The sequence below is a fragment of the Nonomuraea sp. NPDC049758 genome (assembly GCF_040674635.1).
Classification (GTDB): Bacteria; Actinomycetota; Actinomycetes; order Streptosporangiales; family Streptosporangiaceae; genus Nonomuraea.
The window spans coordinates 119,372-139,337 of the sequence record NZ_JBFAMZ010000004.1 but is presented as its reverse complement, the minus strand read 5'-3'; the positions used below and the strand labels follow the sequence as shown (position 1 = coordinate 139,337).

Here is a 19,966-nt window from a genome sequence, read left to right as displayed (position 1 = left end):
GCCATGACGTCCGGAGGGAACGGCGTGATCGGGCTGGTCGTCAACCCGGTCGCCGGGCTGGGCGGGTCCGTGGGGCTCAAGGGCAGCGACGGCGCCGACGTGCAGCGCGCGGCCCTGGCCAAGGGCGCCGAGCCCAGGGCCGGGCGGCGGGCCGCGCAGGCCGTCGCCACGCTGCTCGCCCGCCGTCCCGGGGCCCGGCTGGTGACGGTGGCGGGGGCGATGGGCGAGGACAGCGCCCGCGCCGCCGCGGTCCCGTACGAGCTGGCGCCCTCCGGCGTCCAGGACGACGACGTGAGCACGGCCGCGGACACCCGGGCGGCCGTCGCCGCGCTCGCCGGCGTGGACCTGCTGCTGTTCGCCGGCGGCGACGGCACGGCGCGCGACGTGCTCGACGCCGTGCGGGAGCTGGGCGGCCAGGCGCCGCCCGTGCTCGGGATCCCGGCCGGGGTCAAGGTGTACTCGGGGTGCTTCGCGCTCAGCCCGGCCACCGCCGGGTTCGTGGCCGCCGACTTCCTGGCCCGGCCGGACAGCGTCGAGGCCGAGGTGGTGGACCTGGACGAGGAGCGCTACCGCCGCGGGCTCGTCAGCCCCCGGCTCTACGGTAGCCTGCGCGTCCCGGCAGGCCGCGCGGCCCTGTCGGGACGCAAGGCGGGCTCCTCGGACGTGGCTCCGGCCACGGTCGAGGGCATCGCCCGGGAGGTCGCGGCCCGGCTGCGGCCGGGGGCGCGCTACGTGCTCGGTCCCGGCGCCACCACGGCGGCGGTGGGCAGGGAGCTCGGGCTCGCCACCACGCTGCTCGGCGTGGACGTGATCGAGGCCCGCGCGGGCGGTGGCGCCGACCTGGTGGCCGCCGACGTGACCGAGGGGGAGCTGTTCGAACTGGTACGCGGCCGGGAGACGGTCATCGTGCTGTCGGTGATCGGCGGCCAGGGCTTCGTGCTCGGCCGCGGCAACCAGCAGGTCTCGCCGCGGGTGCTCGACGAGGTGCTCGGTGACGGGTCCGGCGACCGGCTGGTGGTGCTGGCCACCCAGCAGAAGCTGGCCGGGCTCGGCGGACGGCCGCTGCTGGCCGACAGCGGGGACCAGGAACTGGACCGGAAGCTGGCCGGGCACGTACGGGTGATCACCGGATACCGCGAAAGCACGATTTATCGCATTTGTGCGGCAAGTGAGGAGTTCTACGGATGAACAGGCTCGATGGCAAGGTCGCGATCGTCACCGGCGGTGCCTCCGGCATCGGCCGGGCGACGGCGTTGCTCTTCGCCGAGGCGGGCGCCCAGGTCGTCGTCGCCGACATCGACGGCGCCGGGGCCGAGGCGACGGCCAAGGAGATCACGCGGACGGGGGCGGCCGCGGTGGCCGTCCAGGGGGACGTGTCCGCGGAGGAGGACTGCCGGCGCATCACCCGCACGGCCGTGGACACCTACGGCGGTCTGCACGTCCTGTTCAACAACGCGGGCATCATCCGCCGCACCACCGCGCTCGACCTCGACGCCGACGAGTGGGACCGCGTGATGGCGGTCAACGTGCGCTCGGTGTTCCTGATGTGCAAGCACGCCATCCCGCTCATGACGGAGGGCGGCTCGATCGTCAACACGGGCTCCGGCTGGGGCCTCAAGGGCGGCGGGAACGCGATCTCCTACTGCGCCTCCAAGGCGGCCGTCGTCAACATGACCAGGGCGCTGGCGATCGACCACGCCAAGGCCGGGATCCGGGTGAACTCCGTCAACCCCGGCGACACGAACACCCCGATGCTGCGGGACGAGGCCCGTCAGCTCAACGAGGACTGGGCCGCCTTCGAGGCCGACGCCGCCGACCGGCCGATGGGCCGCTCGGGCAGCCCCGAGGAGATCGCCCAGGCCGTCCTCTTCCTGGCGAGCGACGCCGCCAGTTACGTCACCGGTTCCGCTCTCGTCGTCGACGGCGGCGGGCTCGCGTAGCCCCCAACAGCACCACCCCCCCGAAGGAGCCCATCATGAAGCGTGCGCTGGCCGTACTGGGTCTGCTCGCCACCGCCGCCACCGCCTGCAGCGGCGGTGGCGGGAACGTTCCAGGCGTGAGCGGGAACGCCGCCGCAGGGCAGGTCACCATCCGCTGGTCCACGTGGGGATCGGCGGAGGACGTCAAGCTCTACGAGTCCTTCACCAAGGACTTCGAGCAGCGTCACCCCAACATCAAGCTCAAGCTGGAGTCCGTCGCCAAGTACGAGGACTACCACCCCAAACTGCTCGCCCAGCTCACCAGCGGCACGGCTCCCGACGTGTTCTTCGTGGGCGACGACAACATCGGCAAGTTCGTCTCCGCCGGTGTCGTCTCGCCGCTCAACGACCAGCTCGCGGGCCCGGACTCCAAGAGCAAGCCCGAGGACTTCTTCGAGGGCGTGTACGGCGGCGCCAAGAAGGACGGCCAGATCTACGGCGTCCCGAACGACACCAACCCCGAGGTCCTCTGGTACGACAAGAAGGCACTGAAGGCCGCCGGCATCACCGAGGACCCGGCCACCCTCAACGCGTCCAAGCAGTGGACCATGGCCAAGTACCTGGACATGAACGCCAAGCTCAAGGCCGCTGGCCTGGGCGGGTCCGTCTACTGGAACTGGTACGGATCCACGTACTCGGTCATCTCCGGTTTCGGCGGCAAGGTCTGGGACGGCGGCAAGTTCGTCGCCACCACCGACCCCAAGTCCCGCAAGGCGCTGGAGACGCTGGCCAAGGGCTACCAGGACAAGACGTTCCTGAGCGCGGACCTGCAGCCCGCGAGCAACAGCGGGAACACCCAGCTCATCAAGCACAAGGTCGGCTTCTACGCCGGCGGCCGCTGGGTGATCGACATCGTCAAGAAGGGCGGCGAGCTGGACAACTACGACATCGTCCCGTTCCCGTCCGAGACCGGCGAGCCGATGCCCGGCGCCGTGGCGGCCTCCTACCTGTCGCTCAACAAGGGCACCAAGCAGCCCAAGGAGGCCTTCACCTTCCTGACGGAGTTCGTCAGCAAGGAGGGCCAGCTCCTGCGGCTCAAGGACGGCGGCGCGGTGCCCTCGATCAAGGGCGCCGAGCAGGTCGTGCTGGCCGGCAACTACCCCGCGCACGCCCAGACGTTCCTCGACGTGCGGGACACCGGCTTCGCGAACTACCCCGAAGAGGTCGCGGTGCCCGGCCTGACCGCCTCGATCAACGATCACCTGATGAAGGTCTGGCAGGGCAAGCTCGGCTTCGAGCAGGGCATGACCGAGCTGCAGACCCTCGTCGACGGCAAGCTGGGCTAGCGGATGGCCGTGCTCGCCGGGCCGCGCGGCAAGACCGCCGCGCGGCCCGCCAAGAAGCTGCGCGACCGCGACGGCTGGTGGGCCGCGATCTTCCTCGCGCCGCAGGTCGGCGCGCTGGTGGTGTTCCTGGTGATCCCGCTCGGGTTCGCCGTGGTGCTGGCCTTCATGAACTGGGACGGGCTCGGCGAGAAGTCGTGGGCCGGGCTGTCCAACTTCGCCGCCCAGCTCACCGACCCGCTGTTCGGCCGCGCGGTGTGGAACACGGTCAAGCTGGCGTTGCTGACCGTGCCGTTCGGGCTCGCCCTGGCGGTGCTGATCGCGGTCGCCCTGAACAGCATCAAGGGCAGCAACGTCTACCGGGTCGTGTACTTCATGCCGGTCGTCACCAGCTCGGTGGCCGTCGCCCTGATGTGGCAGGTCATCCTGGCCGGCGACGAGAACGGCGTGCTGAACACCTCGCTCCAGCGCTGGTTCGGCGTCAGCGGCCCCGACTGGCTGCTCGACCCCGGCTGGGTCATCGTGGCGATCGCCGTGGTGACGATCTGGTCCTCGCTCGGCCTCAACGTGGTGATCTTCATGGCCGGGCTGCAGACCATCCCGCCGCAGGTCGTCGAGGCCGCCCGGATCGACGGCGCGAGCCCCTTCCGGATCTTCCGGTCGGTCACGCTGCCGCTGCTGTCGCCCACGATCTTCTTCTCCAGCGTGGTCGCGGTGATCAGCTCGTTCCAGGCGTTCGACCAGATCTACGTGCTGGTGGACCCCAAGGACAACGAGGGCGCGCGCACGATCGTGTACCACATCTTCGATCTCGGCTTCAAGAAGTTCGAGTTCGGGCCGAGCAGCGCGGCCGCCCTGATCCTGCTGGTGCTGACGCTGCTCGTGACACTGGTCCAGTTCGCCGCGCAGAAGCGCTTCGTCCACTACGACTCGTGAGGCGGTACGCATGAGATCACGGCAGATCGGTCTGCACGCCGCGCTCACGGTCGGCGGGCTGCTGATGCTGTTCCCGTTCGTGTGGATGTTGTTCACCTCCGCCAAGGGCGTGCGGCAGATGATCAACGATCCGACCGCCTGGCTGCCGGACCCCTGGACCTGGCAGAACTATCCCGACGCGCTGTCGACCATGCCGTTCGGGCTGGCGTACTGGAACAGCTTCTACATCGCCGCCCTCAACGTGGTGCTCACCCTGCTCACCTCGGCCATGGCCGCCTACGCCTTCGCCCGGATCAGGTTCAGGGGCTCGGGCGTGCTGTTCGTGCTGTTCCTGGCCACGCAGATGGTGCCGGCGCAGGTGACGATCGTGCCGCTCTACCTGATGCTGGCCAAGTTCGGCTGGATCGACTCGCACCTGTCGCTGATCGTCCCGACGATCGCGAACCCGTTCGCGGTGTTCCTGCTGCGCCAGTTCATCAGGGCGGTGCCGATCGAGCTGGAGGAGGCGGCCAGGATCGACGGCGCGGGCCGGTGGCGGTGCTTCTGGAGCATCGTCCTGCCCAACATCCGGCCGGGGCTCGGCGCGCTCGGCATCATCGTGTTCCTGGCGTCCTGGAACTCGTTCCTGTTCCCGCTGATCTTCCTGAACACGCCGGAGCTGTTCACCGTCCCGCTGCTGCTCAGCCAGTTCGCCCAGCAGCACGGCGCGACCGACTACGGGCAGATCCTGGCGGCCTCGGCGATCGCCGTGGTGCCGACGCTGATCGCGTTCCTGATCGGGCAGCGGAAGATCATCAACTCGATGGCCGCCTCCGGCCTGGGAGGAAAGTAAGTGCTGGACCTGCGTGAACGTCCCTTCACCGAGCGCGGCTCGCGGCTGCTCGTCATGGCGGCCGACGACGGCTCGCTGCGCGTCGCCGAAGCGCTCTACGAGACCCGGCTCGACGACACGACCGTCCGCGCCGGTCTGCGGTTCTACGCCGGTTCCCGGGAGCTGCGCGTGCGCCGGGCGCTGCCCCACCGGGTGGAGTTCGACGGTGACGTGACCCTGGCCTTCGCCGACCCCGACACCCTCGTCGCGGTCGGCGAGGGCGCCAGGGCCGTCTGGGACGGCGGTGAGACGGCCGTGGACGGCTGCGTCACCCTCGCCGGCGAGCGGACCGTCACCGACGGCGCGAAGGTGCTGGCCGAGGCCGCCGAACGCTGGGCCGCCTGGTTCGCCCGGATGCCCGCCGTCCCCGGCGAGCTGCGCGAACGCGCCGAGCAGGCCTGGTGGACGCTGGCCGTCAACCTGGTGCGCATCCAGGGCAGGGAATCCCTCATCCCCTCCAAGTACGGCTACGTCGGCCTGTGGAACTGGGACTCCTACTTCCACGCCATCGCCCTGCGGCACGCCGACCCCGCCCTGGCCAGGGAGCAGATCCGCATCCTGCTCGACAACCAGCGTCCCGACGGCCTGATCCCCGACGTGGTGCACGACCACGGCGTGCTCGCAGAGACCACCGACCTGCCCCGCTCCGACCTGGCCCGGCTGGCCCAGCACGTCGGCGGCGAGCCGATCCGGCACGTCGTGCCCGTCACCAAGCCGCCGCTGACCGCCTGGGCGGTGTGGAAGATCCACGAGGTGGACCCCGACCCGGGCTTCCTGGCCGAGGTCTACGAGCCGCTGGTCAGGTCGCAGCAGTGGTGGTTCGCCCACTCCGACCCGGACGGCGACGGCCTGGCCGAGTACCTGCACCCGTACTCCTCGGGCCTGGACGACAGCCCCATCTGGGACGGCGGCCCGCGCGCCGAGCCCCCGGACCTCAACTCCTACCTGGCCCTCCAGTACGACCGCCTGGGCGACATCGCCGCCGCGCTCGGCAAGGACCCCGGCGAGTGGCGGGCCAGGGCCCAGGCGCTCGTGGACCGCATGGTCGAACGCCGCTGGAACGGCCGCCGCTTCGTCACCAAGGTCGCCGGCGCGGCCGACGCCGACGTGCGGACGCCGCTCGACCTCATGCCGCTGCTCACCGGCCGCCTCCCGGCCGAGATCGCCGACCGGCTGGTCCAGGACCTGACCTCGCCCGCCTTCTGGGGCGAGCGGCCGGTCCCCACGGTGGCCTTCGACGACCCGCGCTTCGACCCCGACGCCATGTGGCGCGGCCCGGTCTGGCTGAACGTCAACTACCTGCTGATCGACGGCCTGCGCCGCTCGGGCCGCCCGGACGTCGCCGCCGAGCTCGCCGCCCGCACCCTGGCCATGGTGCGCGACGGCGGCGGCCTGTACGAGTACTGGAACCCCCTCACGGGACGGCGGGCGGGCCGCGCCACGACCGGCTTCGGCTGGTCCTCGGCCCTGTTCGTCGACCTCGCCCACGCCGCCCTATGAGGACTTGACCAGCCCGAACGCCCCCCGCGTCAGCACCAGCAGCTCCAGGGCCACCGGGCCCTGCTGGAAGGGGGCGTCCGGGTTCACGGCCGTCGTGGACACCACGTACGTCCGGCCGGCGGACGTACGGGCGAGGAAGCTCATGGCCAGCAGGCCCGGCTCAGAGCCGCCCTTGTGCCACACGACGGGCCACTGGTTCCTGTCCAGCCGCAGCCCCGCGTCGGTGATCGACAACACCTCGCCGACGCGGGCGTCCTTCAGCCGGGCCAGCCCGCTGTAGGCGCGGCAGACCTGGGCGGGCGTGGCGAACCACTCCAGCCGGTCCAGGTCGCGCGGCTCGGCCCACGGCCGCACCTTCGACAGCGGCACCTTGTCCACGACCCCGGCCAGGTAGCCGCGGCGCGCCGACGTGCCGAGCGACAGGTACCGCTCGGTGTGCCGGGGGTAGTCGGCGCCCTTGAGCACGAACAGCTCCCGGGTCGTCAGGAACGGCACGTTGCGCCGGTCGCCGCCCCACGCGCGCACGACCCGCTCGACCGCCTTGCGACCGGCCTGGTGGATCAGCAGGTCGGCGGCGGTGTTGTCGCTGATGGAGATCATCAGCCGGGCCGCCTCCAGCACCGTCACCTTGCTGTTGTCCGGGCGGTTCTGCAGCTCGCCGCTCGGCAGGCTCTTCAGCTCGGGCCTGATCGTCAGCTCGGTGTCCCAGCCGAACGCGCCGCTCCTGATGCGCTCGGCCACCGCGCCGAGGACGTACAGCTTGAACATCGAGCCGAGCGGGAAGGTCTTCTCGCCGGCCACCGCGTGGACCGGGCGGCAGCGGCCGTCGCCGGTCAGCTCGGCGGCCAGGAAGCCGGCCCGCGGCGCGGCCTGGCGCAGCCGCTGGTCCAGCTCCGACCAGCTGGCCGGCGCGACGCCGGTGAACTGGATGTAGTCGACCTTCCCGGTGCCGTCCACCCCGAGCGCGAGGGTGAACGCCTTGCCGGCCGCCGTGACGGTCGCCGACAACGTCCGCTCCTGGGCCTGGTCCAGCCGGTCCAGCCGCATGTTCCCGAACCCGGCCAGCGCCTGGTTGAGCTGCGCCGGCGGGATGTGGTCGAGGAAGCTCGGCGCGAAGTGCCCGGCCAGCTCGGCGTCGCCGACGGGCAGCCGGGTGACCGCCTCCAGCAGCCAGCGGAGCTGCCGGCCGACGGGGGTGTCGGGGATCTCGACCGCGGCGCTCGCCGTCGGCGTGGCGGTGGCGGACCCGGTGATGGTGGCCAGAGCTGGCACGGGCTGCGTCGCGCAGGCCGTGACCGCCACGGCCATGACGGCGGTGGCCAGTGCGGGGAACCTGTAGTGAGACATGTGCCCAGCCAACAGCCGCGGCCTGGCCCGCGCCCACCCTATGGGCCGCCGTCCTCGCAGGTGGGGCTGTCCGTACCAAATGTGCGGTTAACCTCATAGACGCCCTTTCGGTTCCCCCTGACGATGGTGGTTCATGAGTTCCAGGCTGCTCGCCGGGTCGCTGGCGACCATCGGGGCCGGCGGCGCCCTGGCGGGTGCGCTGCTGGGGTCCGGGCTGCCCGCGCCGCCGCAGGAATGGGCCTTCGGCGTCCTCGGCCTGGTGCTGCCCGCGCTGGGCTGGCTGCTCACCGTCCGCCGCCCCGACCTGCGGTACGGCTGGCTGTTCCTGGTCGCGGCCGCCTGCTTCGGGCTCGCCGCGCTGGGCACCGGCCTGGCCGTCAGGTTCCACTACAGCGGGCCGGTCGTCGTCTGGCTGTCCGCGCTCTATGCCACGTTCTACGGCCTGACCTGGATCTTCGTCCCGCTGCTCTTCCCCGACGGCCGCCTGCCGTCCCGCCGCTGGCGGCCCGTGGCCTGGATCGGCGGGGTCGCGATCGCCATGCACACGGTGGGAAACGGGCTGTTCGGCGTCGACCCGGCCCGGCCCGGCGACCTGCCGGCCGAGCTGACGACCGGGACGATCTGGGCGGCCCTGGCCGGCGCGCTGGGCCAGCTCCTCGCCTTCCTGACGGCCGTCGTCGTCCTCGCCGGCCTCGTGGTCCGCTGGCGGCGCAGCGAGCGGGCCGAGCGCGGACAGTACGCCTGGATGGTCGCCGGCACCGCCGTCCAGCTCTGCGCGGGCGTGCTGCTGCTGTTCCTGCTGGACGCCCGGTTGTGGGGGGCCGTGGTGATCGGCCTGCTCACGGTGATGGCGGCGCTGCCGGTCGCCGTCCTGGTGGGGATCGTGCGGCACCGGCTGCTCGACATCCGGCTCGGCCTGCGGGGCTCCCGCCTGCACCTGATCTTCGACCTGCGGCCCACCGTGGACGAGGTGCTGTCCGGCCTCGGCACCGCGCTGGCGGCCACGCCCGAGCCGGTCGAGCAGCTCGGCAGGCTCGCCGCCGCCGTCCGCGACGGTCTGGAGGCCAGGTGGGCGGCCGTGACGCTGGCCGACGGCACCCGGGTGGCCGCGGGCGAGGAGGAGGGCGGGACGGCGCTGACCGTGCCGGTGCGCGGCGGCCTCGGACGCATCGAGCTCGGCCCGCGCCGCGCCGGCCGGTACGACCGGGAGGACCGGCGCCTCCTGGAGGCCCTGGCCGTGCCCGCCGGGCTGGCCATCCAGAGCGCCGGTCTGGTCGCCCGCCTGGTCAACGCCCAGGAGGCCGAGCGGCGGCGGATCGAGCGCAACATCCACGACGGCGTGCAGCAGCAGCTCGTCGCGCTCATCGCCGGGCTGGAGCTGGCCCGCGTCACCGGCGCCGGCCCCGACGCGCTGGCCCGCCTGCGCGAGCAGGCCCGCCAGACGCTCACCGACCTGCGCGAGCTGGCCGCCGGCATCCACCCGTCGGCCCTCAGCCAGGGCGGCCTGGTGGAGGCCGTCGAGGAACGCTGCTCCGGGCTGCCCGTGCCCACGACCGTCACCGCCGACCCCGGGCTGCGGGCCCGCCGTTTCGCCGACGAGGTCGAGGGCGCGATGTACTTCACCGTCAGCGAGGCCGTCGCCAACGCGCTCAAGCACGCCGCCGCCGCCAGGATCGAGGTACGCCTGACCCTGGCGCCGGGCCGGGTACGGGCCACCGTCGCCGACGACGGCAGGGGCTTCGACCCGGCCACCGCCGGCCGCCGCGGCCTGGCCACGCTCGCCGACCGCCTGGACGCGCTGGGCGGCGGCATGGAACTCCACAGCGAGCCCGGAAAGGGGACACGCATGCACGCGTGGGTGCCGGCCGATGCCTGAGCCCGTCCGCACGGTCGTCGCCGACGACCACTACCTGGTGCGCGAGGGCACCCGGCAGCTGCTCGAACTGTCCGGCGAGGTGACCGTCGTCGGCGCGGTCGGCGACGCCGACGAGCTGCTGGACGCCGTCCGCCGGCTGGAGCCGCAGGTCGTCGTCACCGACATCCGCATGCCCGGCGGCGAGTGGCGGCCGGGCTTCGAGGGCATCGACGCGGCCCACCGCATCAGGGTCGGCCACCCCGGCACCGGCGTGGTGGTGCTGTCGCAGTTCTCCGACGCCCTGTTCGCCTTCGAGCTGTTCAAGCACGGGACGGCCGGGTTCGCCTACCTGCTGAAGGACCGCGTGGGCGACCTCGACGAGCTGCTCGGCGCGATCCGGGCGGTCGCCGGGGGCGGCTCGGTCATCGACCCCAAGGTGGTCGAGGGCCTGCTGGCCAGGCGCGAGGTCCGCGGGCAGGGGGAGTCGCTGACCCCGAGGGAGCGGGACGTGCTGCGCGAGATGGCCCACGGCCGCTCCAACGCCGGCATCGCCCGCGCCCTGCACCTGTCGATCTCGTCGGTGGAGAAGAACGTGAACGCCATCTTCACCAAGCTGGGGCTGGAGAACAGCGGCGACGTGCACCGGCGGGTGGCCGCCGTCCTGGCCTACCTCGGCCCGGCCGACCGCTGACTCAGCCGAAGACGGCCGGGGGCGGGACCGGGGCGAGCACGGCGTCGCCGTCCTTGATGGGGTAGGCGCCGCCGATGAAGTTCTGCAGCGTCTCCCCGTGCACGCAGCGCGCCTGGGTGAGGCCGCCGGCCGCGCGCCGGGACAGCAGGTCGAGCGGCAGCTCCGTGCGCGAGGCCGCGACGATCAGGTTGCCGAACCGGCGGCCCCGCATGATCCCCGGCTCGGCCAGCAGCGCCACGTGCCGGAACGCGTCGCACACCGTGGCCAGCAGCCGCTTGGCGAACGCCAGGCCCTTGCCGTCGGCCATGTTGATCAACAGCGTGCCGTCGGGGCGCAGCACGCGGGCCAGGTCGCCCATGTACTCCGCGGTGGCCAGCTCCACCGGCATCGTGGCGCCGGTGAACGCGTCGAGCACGACCAGGTCGGCCGAGTCGTCCCACACCTTGGCCGTGCCCTCGCGGCCGCCGGCCACGATGACCTTCAGCCGGGGGACCGAGCGCAGGTCGAGCTGCTCGCGGACCAGGTTGACCAGCAGGCCGTCGGGCTCGATCACGATGTGCCGGGAGCCGGGGCGGGTGGCCGCGAGGTAACGCGGGATCGTGCACGCGCCGCCCCCGACGTGGACGCAGCTCAGCGGCCCCTCCGGCAGGAGGTCGATGACGTCGGCCATGAGCCGGACGTACTCGAAATCCAGAAATGTCGGGTCTTGTAGGTCGACGTACGACTGAGGTACGCCATCCTTGGACAGCACCCAGCCGTCCTGCCTGTCCAGGTCCCGGAGAAGCTCGACCTCGCCGAACGTCACCGGATAAAGGCCAGGCATCGGTTCCCGCTGTCCACGTGCCACGCTGATCCCTCCCTGGGAGAACCGTATGCGACGCAAGAGGCTGATTGTGCTCGTCATCGCGGTTGTCGCGGTATTGGGGGCGGGCGCCTTCGCCGTTCTGGCCGCCGGGCAGGTCAAGGGCAGCGCCGCCAAGACCGCCGCCGCGTACTTCGACGCCTGGCGGAAGGGGGACGTCGCGGGCATGGCCCTGCTGGTCGACCGGCCGCCGGCCGACTTCTTCGACCGGCACCGCGAGCTGTCGCAGAACCTGCACGTCGAGTCGATCCGGCTCACGCCGGGGCCGGTGCGCGGCACGGGGGAGGAGACGGCCGAGGTGCGCTTCGCGGGCGTCCGGGAACTGACGGACCTCGGGCCGTGGCCGTTCGACAGCACGCTGCGGCTGGGCGTGCGCGACCGGGCCTGGCGGGTGCTGTGGACGCCCGAGACGCTGCACCCGCTGCTCAAGGACGGCGGCACGCTCGAGGTGGAGGAGGTCGAGGCCCCGGCGGCCGAGTTGGTGACCAGCGAGGGCGCCAAGATCCCCAACGACAGCTACGCCGACGCCTACCTCAATCCGCTCAAACCCGAGTTCGCCAAGGCCAACCACGGGCTGGAGCTGGTGTCGCGGATGCCGGGACGGCCCGACAAGGCGCTGCTGACCCGCCTGCCGAAGGCGAACGTCGAGCGCACCACCCTGTCGCAGCCGGTCCAGGCCGCCGCCGCGCGGGCCCTGGACGGCGTGGCGAACTCCTCGATCGTGGTGCTCAGACCCAGCACGGGCGAGATCCTGGCCCTGGCCGACCGGCTGGAGGACAACTTCAGCGCGGTGCGCGACGCCTTCCCGCCCGGCTCCACGTTCAAGACGATCGTCGCCGCCGCGCTGCTGGAGAAGGGGGTCGCCACGGGCGACGAGATGGGCTGCCCGGCCTCGTACGCGCCGGACTTCGCGGCGGCGATCAGCAACGACGGCGACGTGGACCGGGGGACCGTGACCTTCGCCGACGCCTACGCCTACTCCTGCAACACCACGTTCGTCGAGCAGGCCACCAGCCGGCTGTCCATGGAGGACCTGCGCAGGACCGCGGCCCGCTGGGGGTTCGACCGGCCGATGGCGACCGGCGTGGGCGGCCGGTGCGGCACGATGCAGCAGACCGACGACACGGACATGTTCTCCCTGGACGTCATCGGCCAGGGCACGGTGGTGGCCACCCCGCTGTGCATGGCCACCGTGGCCGCCGCCGTGCAGAGCGGCACCTGGCGCTCGCCCCGCCTGCTGTCGGAGGACGACGTGCGCCGCGTGGACGGCGAGCCGTTCCCCGACGTCAAGCTGGACGAGGGGGTGGTCGGGGCGTTGCGGGAGATGATGGCCGCCGTCGTGGACCACGGGACGGCGAGCCAGGCCGGCCTGCCGGAGGGCGTGGCGGGCAAGACGGGCACCGCCGAGGTGCAGGACCAGACGTCGCACGGCTGGTTCATCGGCTACCGGGGCGACCTGGCCTTCTGCGTGTTCGTCAGGAACGGCGGATCGGGCCGCTCGGCCGCGGTGCCGATCGCCGTGCGCTTCCTGAACGGCCTGTGACGGCTCGACCCGCCGGACGGGCTTGTGACCTTTGGCACTTCAGCTGAATCCGTAACCTACGGTACCGTAGGTTACATGACGACCATCACCGTGAAGCCGAGGCTGCGTGGCTGGTTGCACACCGGGGCGCTGCCGGTGACGCTGGTGGCCGGGTTCGTGCTCGTGGCGCTCGGCCCGACCCTGCAGGCCCGGCTGGCGGCCGGCGTCTACGCGATCACCTCGGGGCTGCTGTTCGGCATCTCGGCGACCTACCACCGGGGCACGCTGGGGCCGCGCCTGGCCGAGGTGCTGCGCAGGTTCGACCACGCCAACATCTACCTGATCATCGCGGGCACGTACACGCCGTTCGGGCTGCTCGCCCTCGACGGCGCGGCCAGGGTCGCCGTGCTCTCGGTGGTGTGGGGCGGCGCGCTGGCCGGGGTGCTGTTCCGGGTGTGCTGGATGAACGCGCCGCGCTGGCTCTACACCGTCCTGTACCTGGCGCTGGGCTGGACGGCGATCTTCGTGATGCCGCAGTTGCTCGAAGGGGCCGGGGTGGCCGCCGTCGTGCTGGTGGCCGTGGGCGGGGTGTTCTACTCGGCGGGCGCGATCGTCTACGGGCTGCGCCGGCCCGATCCGTCGCCGCGCTGGTTCGGCTTCCACGAGGTCTTCCACGCCTTCACCATCGCCGCGTACCTGGTGCAGTACATCGCGGTGTCGATCGTGGTCTATTCCCACATGTAGGTCGACATTTGACCCGGCACTGGTCTCTTTTCGCACGAATCGCGGAAAGCACACCAGCATGCAGGAACTTTCGCGTTCGTGGTGGCTGCTGCTCATCCGTGGCATCGCCGCGATCATCTTCGGTGTGCTGGCGTTGATCTGGCCGGGGATCACTCTGCTGGTGCTGGTGATCTTCTTCGGTGCGTACGCCATCGTCTCCGGCGTCTTCGAGCTCTTCGCCGCCTTCCGGCACGGCGCCCGGTCGCGGGCCTGGCTGATCTTCTCCGGCATCGTCGGCATCGTGGCCGGCATTATGGCCTTCGCCTGGCCCGGGATCACCTCGCTCGCGCTGCTCTACCTCATCGCCTTCTGGGCCATCATCTCCGGAATCTCCGAGATCGTGGCGGGCGTGCGGCTGCGCAAGTCCATCGAGAACGAGTGGATGTTCATCATCGCCGGCATCCTGTCGGTGATCTTCGGTGTGCTGCTCATCATCTGGCCCGGCGCCGGAATGCTGAGCCTCGTCTGGCTGATCGGCATTTTCGCGATCCTGTACGGAATCGCGATGATTGTGCTGTCACTTCGTTTGAAGAAGTTCACTCGCGGGGCAGGAATACCGTAAATTTTACGGATACGACCGGGTTCCCTGTATGGAACCTCCGGCCTGTCTCACGACATTGGAGAAGGCATGGACGTACACACCCGCCTTGCCCGTCACCTGCTCGTCGATGGCTACCGTCTCGTCCTCGATCTCGAACTCAGCCGTGGCTCCTGGTTGGTGGACGCCCGCAACGGCCGCCGCTACCTGGACTTCTACACCTTCTTCGCGTCCGCCCCGCTCGGTGTGAACCCGCCCTTCGACCCCGACTTCGCCGCCCTGCTCGGCCAGGTCGCCCGGAACAAGCCCGCCAACCCCGACATCTACACCGAGCACCTGGCCGACTTCGTCGACACGTTCGTCCGCGTGCTCGGCGACCCCGAGCTGCCCCACCTGTTCTTCGTCGAGGGCGGCGCCCTGGCCGTGGAGAACGCGCTCAAGACCGCCTTCGACTGGAAGAGCCGGCGCAACGAGGCCGCCGGCCGCCCCCGCGACCTGGGCACCAAGGTCATGCACCTGACCCGCGCCTTCCACGGCCGCAGCGGCTACACGCTGAGCCTGACCAACACCGAGCCGGGCAAGACCGACCGCTTCCCCAAGTTCGACTGGCCGCGCATCGACGTGCCGGCCATCCACCTCGGCGACGTCGAGGCCGCCGAGGAACGCGCGCTGGCCCAGGCCAGGGCGGCCTTCGAGCGTCACCCCCACGACATCGCCTGCTTCATCGCCGAGCCGATCCAGGGCGAGGGCGGCGACAACCACATGCGCGGCGAGTTCCTGCGCGCCATGCAGGCCCTGTGCCACGAGCACGACGCCCTGTTCGTCCTGGACGAGGTCCAGACCGGCGGCGGCACCACCGGCACGCCGTGGGCCTACCAGCAGCTCGGCCTGGCCCCCGACGTGGTGGCCTTCGCCAAGAAGGTGCAGGTCGGCGGGATCATGGCCGGTCGCAGGGTCGACCTGGTGGCCGACAACGTCTTCCGGCTCAGCGGCCGGATCAACTCCACATGGGGCGGCGGCCTGGTGGACATGGTCCGCAGCCGCGGTCTCCTGGAGATCATCGAGCGCGACGGCCTGATCGCGCGGGCCGGCACGCTCGGCGGCGTCCTGCTCGAACGGCTCACCAAGCTGGAGGCCGAGCACCCCGACACGGTCTCGGGCGTGCGCGGCAGGGGCCTGATGTGCGCCTTCGACCTGCCCGACCAGGCCGCCAGGGACGGCTACGTGACCCGGCTCAGGGAGGAGCACGGCGTGCTGGCGCTGCCCTGCGGGCCCCGGTCCGTCCGCCTGCGCCCGGCGCTGAACATCCCCGAGGCCGACCTCGAACACGGCCTGGGCGCGCTGTCGGCCGCGCTCTGAGCACCGCTCACTCGCCGCTCACTCGGTCGAGGCGATGCTGGTGGCGCTGCGGCGCGGCCCGCCGTAGCGCCAGAAGAAGTTCAGCAGCACGCTGACCCGGTTGCGCCCGCCCAGCAGGTACGCCACGTGCACGAAGATCCAGGCCAGCCAGGCGGGCAGGCCGCGCATGGTCAGCCCGTTGCGCAGCTGGAGCACCGCCTCGGCCTTGCCGACCGTGGCCATGATCCCCGGGTCGCGGTAGGAGAAGCGGCTGAGCGGTCGTCCGTGCGCCGCGGCCAGGATCTGCCTGCCCACGTGCCTGCCCATCTGGATGGCCGGCTGGGCGAGCTGGGGCAGCGGGTCCGGCTGCCCGGCCAGGTCGCCGGCCACGAAGATCTCCGGATGGCCGGGCACGCTGAGCGCGTCGGTGAGCGTGATCCGGCCGCCCTTGCCCTGCGGCAGCCCCCAGTCGGTCACCTCCTTGGGCGCGGTGACGCCGAGGGCCCAGACGGTCACGTCGCTCGGCAGGCGCGTCCCGTCCTCCAGGATGACGGCGTCCGGCTCCACGCCCGCCACCGTGGCTCCCAGGCGCATCCGGACGCCTCTCCTGCGCAGCGCCTCGGCCGCCGCGTCCCGCAGCCGCGGCTTGTACGGCGCCAGCACGTGGTCGAACCGCTCGACCAGGGTGACGCTCGTCTGGTCGGGCCGGATCTCGGGATGCGTCAGCGGCACCGTACGGCGGCGCAGCTCGGCCAGCGTGCCCGCGGTCTCCACGCCGGTCGCGCCGCCGCCCACCACCACGACGTGGGCGCTCTCGCGCCGGCCCGCCGCGGTGTCCTCCAGACAGTGCTGGAGATGCCGCCGCAGGTCGGCCGCGTCGCGCAGCGAGTAGATCGGCAGCGCGTTCTCCTCGGCGCCGGTCACGTGGATCCAGTTGGTGGTGACGCCGGTGGCGATCACCAGGTAGTCGTAGTCGAGGCTGGAGCCGTCCGCGAACTCCACCCGCCGGTCGGCCGGGTGCACCTTGCTCAGCGCGGCCCGGTGGGCGCGGACGTTCGGCCACTTCGCGGCGAACGTACGGATCGGGTAGGAGACGTCGGACGTGCCCATCCCCGCCGTGGCCACCTGGTAGAGCAGGGGCTGGAAGGTCGAGTAGGGGTTCCGGTCCACGAGCGTGACCAGGGCGCCGCCCTTGGCCAGTTCCCGCGTCGCGGCCAGGCCGGCGAAGCCCGCCCCCACGACGACGACGCGCGCTCTCCGCACCATGACCACGCCCCTTCCCGGATTGCGTTCCATGGTCCATATGGCACCCAGAGCATCGGTTAAACCATTTCTGCCACAGACACCACCGGGAAGTGGGGAGATCCGGGGTAGGGCACCGGTATGTCTGAGCAAGTGACCACGATGGAACGCCTGGGCCGCCGGATAGCCGAACGTCGCGAATCGCTGAACCTGAGCCGGCAGGAGCTGGCCGAGAGGTCCGGCGTGGCGGTCGGCTACGTCGCCTATCTGGAGGACCAGTCCGGCATCTCGGTGCGCGAGGCCCTGGCCCGCCTGGCCGAGGCGCTGGAGACCACCGTGGAGGGCCTGCTCGGGGAGGTGACCGAGCCCGCCGGCGCGGGGCCGGCCTCGGCGCACCCCGCGCTGGTGCCGCTGGCGGAGGAGGAGTGCCTGCGCCTGCTGCGGCCCGGGGGAGTGGGCCGGATCGCCTTCGAGGGCCGCTACGGACTGACCGTGCTGCCGGTGAACTTCCGGATGTCGGAGGGGGCGATCGTGTTCCGCACCGCGGCGGGCGGCAGCACCGACGAGGACCTGAGCACGGGTGTGGAGGACGTCGAGTACGAGGTCGCGTTCGAGGTCGATCGCATAGAGGAGCTGACGCGGGGCGGCTGGAGCGTGCTCGTCCACGGCTCGCTGCACCACGTCACGACCGAGGACGAGCAGGCCGAGGCGGCGAGCACGGGCGTCGAGCCGTGGGCCGGCGGGCGGCGCCAGCACTACCTGAAGATCAGGCCCACCCGCCTGACCGGCCGCCGGATCACGACCGGCTGAACCCCCGCCGGGTCAGGAGCCGTCCTTCCTGAGCGACAACCACAGTCCGATGGCCGTGACCCGGGAGTCGACGCCGAGCTTGGCGTAGATCCGGTTGACGTGGTTCTTCACGGTCTTCTCGCTGAGGAACAGGCATTGGGCGATCTGGCCGTTGGACCGGCCCGAGGCGATCAGATCCATGACCTCGGCCTCGCGTTTGCTCAAGGAGGTGATCACACTGTCGAACGCTGCGTCGTCGACTCTCATCCGGCCTCCGGGGGCGCGCAGACGGTCTGATCGCCGATGGCCCCCGTGCTTCCGGCGTTAGCGGTAGACAGCGAGCATAACTCGCATTGTCCTGATTTGGGGGCGTTGTCGGGAGAAAACGACAACAGCCGGTCCCGAGGGACCGGCTGTGTGCTTGGGGTGAGTGAAGGGACTTGAACCCTCGACATCCAGGACCACAACCTGGCGCTCTGCCAACTGAGCTACACCCACCATGGCCGCCCGCTCCGTGACGGCACAGGAAAAGTGTAGCGGGGTTCGGGAGTCTTTACGCCATCCAATTAGCCGCTGACCCGCTCGGCGAGTTGCCGGGCGGTCGCCGAGTCGGGGCCGGGCTGCGCCACGAAGATCGCCGCGCGGTAGTAGCGCAGCTCCCTGATGCTCTCCTTGATGTCGGCGAGCGCGCGGTGGCCGCCCTGCTTCTCGGGGGCCGCGAAGTAGACCCGCGGGTACCAGCGGCGCACCAGCTCCTTGATCGACGACACGTCGACCATGCGGTAGTGCAGCCAGGCGTCGACCCCGGGCATGTCCCTGGCGATGAACGTGCGGTCGGTGCCGATCGAGTTGCCGCACAGCGGCGCCTTCTTCGGCTCCGGCACGTGCCGCCGGATGTAGTCGAGCACGAGCGACTCCGCCTCGGCCAGCGTGACGCCGCCCGGCAGCTCGGGCAGCAGGCCCGAGGCGGTGTGCATCTCGCGCACGACCTGCGACATCTGCTCCAGCGACTCCGGCGGCGGCTTGATGACCACGTCGACGCCTTCGTCGAGCTGATTGAGCTCGCTGTCGGTGATGACACAGGCCACCTCGACCAGCGCGTCGCGCCCCAGGTCGAGCCCGGTCATCTCGCAGTCGATCCAGACCAGCACGTCACTCATTCGATCTCCTCGCCCAGCGGCTCGGAGCAATCCGCCCGCTTGTTACCCCACCAGCCTAGTGCCCCCGCTTACGCGGGCTTGAGCGAGCCGAGAACCTTCGCCACCACGTCTGTGCCCAGATTGTCGGGAACGGAGATGTACAACAACGTCGGACGCTGCCCGGCCCCGCGGTCCATGAGCACGATCGCGGCGTTCTCCTTCTTCCACTTGTAGCCGTTCTTCTCCGCGACGGCGGTGAAGTCGAGCTGGAACTGCATGACCCACGCGTCATGGTCGCCGATCTTCGTGGCCTTGTTCTCGATCAGCTTGGTCGTGTGCTGCGGCTCGTAGAACTGGGTGCTGAACTGCATGAACAGCGCCTTGGCCGTGTCCTCCAGCGCCGAGGCGCCGGTGTAGGGGATGAGCGCGGCCAGCGGGCCGGCGTAGGCGTTGCCGATCCAGTCCTTGTCGCCCTCGTAGTTCTCCTGCGAGCTGGCCTGCACGCCGCTCGTCCACATCTGCTGGGAGGGGTCGGTGCCGTTGACGTCGCCGTACGCGGGCACCTTCCAGCCGTCGGGCGCCTGGTAGGACAGGCCGCTCCGCGGGTCGGTGATGCGGCCGTCCTGCGGCTGCGGCAGCTCGCCGCCCTGCGGGGGCAGCTCGGTCGGCGGCCCGGCGGAGGGCGGTTCGGCCGTCGGGAACGGCTGCGGCTCCTCGGTGGTGGGCGAGGCGACCGGGGTGCTGCCGCCCCGGTTGAGGAAGAAGATCCCGGCGACCACGATCAGCGCGACCACGACCAGCGCGGCCAGGCCGCCGAACACCCACGGCAGCGGGTTGCCCTGCTTGGGCGGCGGCGCCTGGCCGGGGCCGGGCAGCGGACCGCCGGCCCACTGCGTGGGCTGCTGCGTGGGCTGCTGGCCGAAGGCGGGCTGCTGGCGGGTGGGCTGCCCGTAGGCGGGCAGGCCCTGGGCGGGCTGACCGCCGTAGGGGGGCTGACCCTGCGCGGGCTGCTGGTCGGCGGGCTGCCCGTAGGGCGGCTGGTCGGCGGGCTGCCCGTAGGGCGGCTGGCCGGAGGAGGGCCGGCCGTACCGGAGCGTGGGGTTCGCCGGGGTGGCCGACCAGTCGGGGGACGACTGGGGCTGCGGCCCGGAGGACGGCTGCTGCGGCTGAGGCTGCCGCTCCTGCGCGTGGGTGGCGTCCGTCCATTGGTTGCCGTCCCACCAGCGGAGCTGCGGCTCTCCGTACGGGTCGGGGTACCAGCCCGCGGGGGTCTGCGTGGTCATGCCCGTCA

General features: G+C 71.5%; 19 protein-coding genes and 1 tRNA gene. 13 read left to right on the top strand and 7 right to left on the bottom strand.

Going from position 1 to position 19,966, the window contains the following annotated elements; all coding sequences use genetic code 11:
• The first annotated feature begins 3 nt into the window (after positions 1-3).
• From AB0J46_RS12035 to AB0J46_RS12010, 6 genes are read left to right on the top strand one after another with little or no spacing between them, the layout of a single operon-like run.
• Entirely contained in the window at positions 4-1,188 is a 1,185-nt protein-coding gene (locus AB0J46_RS12035; RefSeq protein ID WP_364329949.1) for an NAD(+)/NADH kinase, read from the top strand.
• Positions 1,185-1,940 (top strand): SDR family NAD(P)-dependent oxidoreductase, encoded by a 756-nt coding sequence (locus tag AB0J46_RS12030; protein WP_352326115.1) that lies wholly within the window; start codon positions 1,185-1,187, stop codon positions 1,938-1,940. The genes AB0J46_RS12035 and AB0J46_RS12030 overlap by 4 nt, the downstream gene beginning before the upstream one ends.
• A gap of 35 nt (positions 1,941-1,975) precedes the next feature.
• On the top strand, positions 1,976-3,265 hold the full coding sequence (locus AB0J46_RS12025; protein WP_364329947.1) for a sugar ABC transporter substrate-binding protein: 1,290 nt from the start codon (positions 1,976-1,978) through the stop codon (positions 3,263-3,265).
• A 3-nt stretch (positions 3,266-3,268) separates the two neighbouring features.
• Positions 3,269-4,198, top strand: coding sequence for a sugar ABC transporter permease (locus tag AB0J46_RS12020; protein ID WP_364329943.1), 930 nt, complete (start codon positions 3,269-3,271; stop codon positions 4,196-4,198).
• Between the two features lie 10 nt (positions 4,199-4,208).
• The gene (locus AB0J46_RS12015; RefSeq protein ID WP_364329940.1) at positions 4,209-5,030 is read left to right on the top strand and encodes a carbohydrate ABC transporter permease; all 822 of its coding nucleotides are present in this window, start codon (positions 4,209-4,211) and stop codon (positions 5,028-5,030) included.
• Positions 5,031-6,569, top strand: coding sequence for a glycogen debranching protein (locus tag AB0J46_RS12010; protein ID WP_364329937.1), 1,539 nt, complete (start codon positions 5,031-5,033; stop codon positions 6,567-6,569). It begins immediately after the preceding gene.
• On the opposite strand, the gene AB0J46_RS12005 is transcribed toward AB0J46_RS12010, so the two are convergent.
• A complete protein-coding gene (locus AB0J46_RS12005; RefSeq protein ID WP_364329934.1) occupies positions 6,564-7,916 on the bottom strand; it encodes a serine hydrolase in 1,353 nt (450 codons plus the stop codon). The genes AB0J46_RS12010 and AB0J46_RS12005 overlap by 6 nt on opposite strands.
• Positions 7,917-8,049: 133 nt before the next feature.
• Between AB0J46_RS12005 and AB0J46_RS12000 the strand changes: the two genes are divergently transcribed.
• Both AB0J46_RS12000 and AB0J46_RS11995 read left to right on the top strand, forming a co-directional pair.
• A complete protein-coding gene (locus AB0J46_RS12000; RefSeq protein WP_364329931.1) occupies positions 8,050-9,792 on the top strand; it encodes an ATP-binding protein in 1,743 nt (580 codons plus the stop codon).
• Positions 9,785-10,462 carry a response regulator transcription factor gene (locus AB0J46_RS11995; RefSeq protein ID WP_364329929.1) on the top strand — a complete coding sequence of 226 codons (678 nt, stop codon included), beginning with the start codon at positions 9,785-9,787 and terminating at the stop codon, positions 10,460-10,462. Before AB0J46_RS12000 ends, AB0J46_RS11995 begins: the two co-directional genes overlap by 8 nt.
• A gap of 1 nt (position 10,463) precedes the next feature.
• On the opposite strand, the gene AB0J46_RS11990 is transcribed toward AB0J46_RS11995, so the two are convergent.
• A complete protein-coding gene (locus tag AB0J46_RS11990) occupies positions 10,464-11,267 on the bottom strand; it encodes a fused MFS/spermidine synthase (RefSeq protein ID WP_364329926.1) in 804 nt (267 codons plus the stop codon).
• Between the two features lie 67 nt (positions 11,268-11,334).
• Between AB0J46_RS11990 and AB0J46_RS11985 the strand changes: the two genes are divergently transcribed.
• The 4 genes from AB0J46_RS11985 to lat all read left to right on the top strand — a co-directional run bounded on the left by AB0J46_RS11985 (position 11,335) and on the right by lat (position 15,526).
• Positions 11,335-12,867, top strand: coding sequence for a penicillin-binding transpeptidase domain-containing protein (locus AB0J46_RS11985; protein WP_364329923.1), 1,533 nt, complete (start codon positions 11,335-11,337; stop codon positions 12,865-12,867).
• 75 nt (positions 12,868-12,942) lie between these two features.
• Positions 12,943-13,590 (top strand): hemolysin III family protein, encoded by a 648-nt coding sequence (locus AB0J46_RS11980; protein WP_357978428.1) that lies wholly within the window; start codon positions 12,943-12,945, stop codon positions 13,588-13,590.
• Positions 13,591-13,648: 58 nt separating this feature from the next.
• Positions 13,649-14,191 carry an HdeD family acid-resistance protein gene (locus tag AB0J46_RS11975; RefSeq protein WP_364329920.1) on the top strand — a complete coding sequence of 181 codons (543 nt, stop codon included), beginning with the start codon at positions 13,649-13,651 and terminating at the stop codon, positions 14,189-14,191.
• Between the two features lie 66 nt (positions 14,192-14,257).
• Positions 14,258-15,526 carry an L-lysine 6-transaminase gene (lat, locus tag AB0J46_RS11970; RefSeq protein WP_364329918.1) on the top strand — a complete coding sequence of 423 codons (1,269 nt, stop codon included), beginning with the start codon at positions 14,258-14,260 and terminating at the stop codon, positions 15,524-15,526.
• Positions 15,527-15,544: 18 nt separating this feature from the next.
• Here the strand turns inward: lat and AB0J46_RS11965 are convergent, their stop codons facing one another.
• A complete protein-coding gene (locus tag AB0J46_RS11965) occupies positions 15,545-16,801 on the bottom strand; it encodes an NAD(P)/FAD-dependent oxidoreductase (RefSeq protein ID WP_364329915.1) in 1,257 nt (418 codons plus the stop codon).
• Positions 16,802-16,888: 87 nt separating this feature from the next.
• Between AB0J46_RS11965 and AB0J46_RS11960 the strand changes: the two genes are divergently transcribed.
• Positions 16,889-17,557, top strand: a complete 669-nt coding sequence (locus AB0J46_RS11960) for a pyridoxamine 5'-phosphate oxidase family protein (protein WP_364329912.1) — start codon at positions 16,889-16,891, stop codon at positions 17,555-17,557.
• Between the two features lie 12 nt (positions 17,558-17,569).
• Here AB0J46_RS11960 and AB0J46_RS11955 read toward each other — a convergent pair whose 3' ends face one another.
• The 4 genes from AB0J46_RS11955 to AB0J46_RS11940 all read right to left on the bottom strand — a co-directional run bounded on the left by AB0J46_RS11955 (position 17,570) and on the right by AB0J46_RS11940 (position 19,958).
• Positions 17,570-17,761 carry a LuxR C-terminal-related transcriptional regulator gene (locus AB0J46_RS11955; protein ID WP_358288064.1) on the bottom strand — a complete coding sequence of 64 codons (192 nt, stop codon included), beginning with the start codon at positions 17,759-17,761 and terminating at the stop codon, positions 17,570-17,572.
• Between the two features lie 197 nt (positions 17,762-17,958).
• Positions 17,959-18,034, bottom strand: a tRNA-His gene (locus AB0J46_RS11950).
• Positions 18,035-18,102: 68 nt separating this feature from the next.
• Positions 18,103-18,696: an oligoribonuclease gene (orn, locus tag AB0J46_RS11945; protein ID WP_357978410.1), complete on the bottom strand. Its 594-nt coding sequence runs from the start codon at positions 18,694-18,696 to the stop codon at positions 18,103-18,105.
• A 68-nt stretch (positions 18,697-18,764) separates the two neighbouring features.
• Positions 18,765-19,958 (bottom strand): DUF2510 domain-containing protein, encoded by a 1,194-nt coding sequence (locus AB0J46_RS11940; protein ID WP_364329908.1) that lies wholly within the window; start codon positions 19,956-19,958, stop codon positions 18,765-18,767.
• Positions 19,959-19,966: the final 8 nt, after the last annotated feature.